1 protein-coding gene is annotated in these 439 nt (G+C 61.5%); it reads left to right on the plus strand.

What is annotated here, in order from left to right; all coding sequences use genetic code 11:
* Positions 1–78: 78 nt before the first annotated feature.
* On the plus strand, positions 79–439 hold a 361-nt coding region (locus tag V1479_RS26150; RefSeq protein ID WP_368805382.1), incomplete at its 3' end, for a transposase.

Genomic DNA, 439 nt, shown 5'->3' on the forward strand with positions numbered 1-439 from the left:
AGAGGCCGTTTCGAAAAGGGTTGAGCGGTCGAGGTTCGCATGATTCCAAGCGGTTTGCTGACCTGCCTGGAGAATGTCATGTGGACCCCGACCACCCGAGAACAGCATAACCGTCGTGCCCCGCGTTACCAGACCGATCTGACGGATGCGGAATGGTACCTGATCCAGCCGCACCTTCCTGCGGCCTGCAAAATGGGACGGCCACGCGCCTGGCCCATGCGCGAGATCATCAATGCCATTTTCTACGTGCTGCGCGGCGGCATCACCTGGCGTCTCCTGCCCTCGGACTTTCCGCCATGGCCGACCGTCTATCGGTGGTTCGCCGCATTTCGCGACGGCTCGGTCTTCGAGAAGATCAACCACACCCTGGTCATGATGGATCGCGAGCGTTCCGGCCGCGAGGCCAGTCCGTCCGCAGCCATCATCGACAGCCAATCTG

It is taken from the genome of Neoaquamicrobium sediminum (assembly GCF_040970315.1).
Classification (GTDB): domain Bacteria; phylum Pseudomonadota; class Alphaproteobacteria; order Rhizobiales; family Rhizobiaceae; genus Aerobium; species Aerobium sediminum.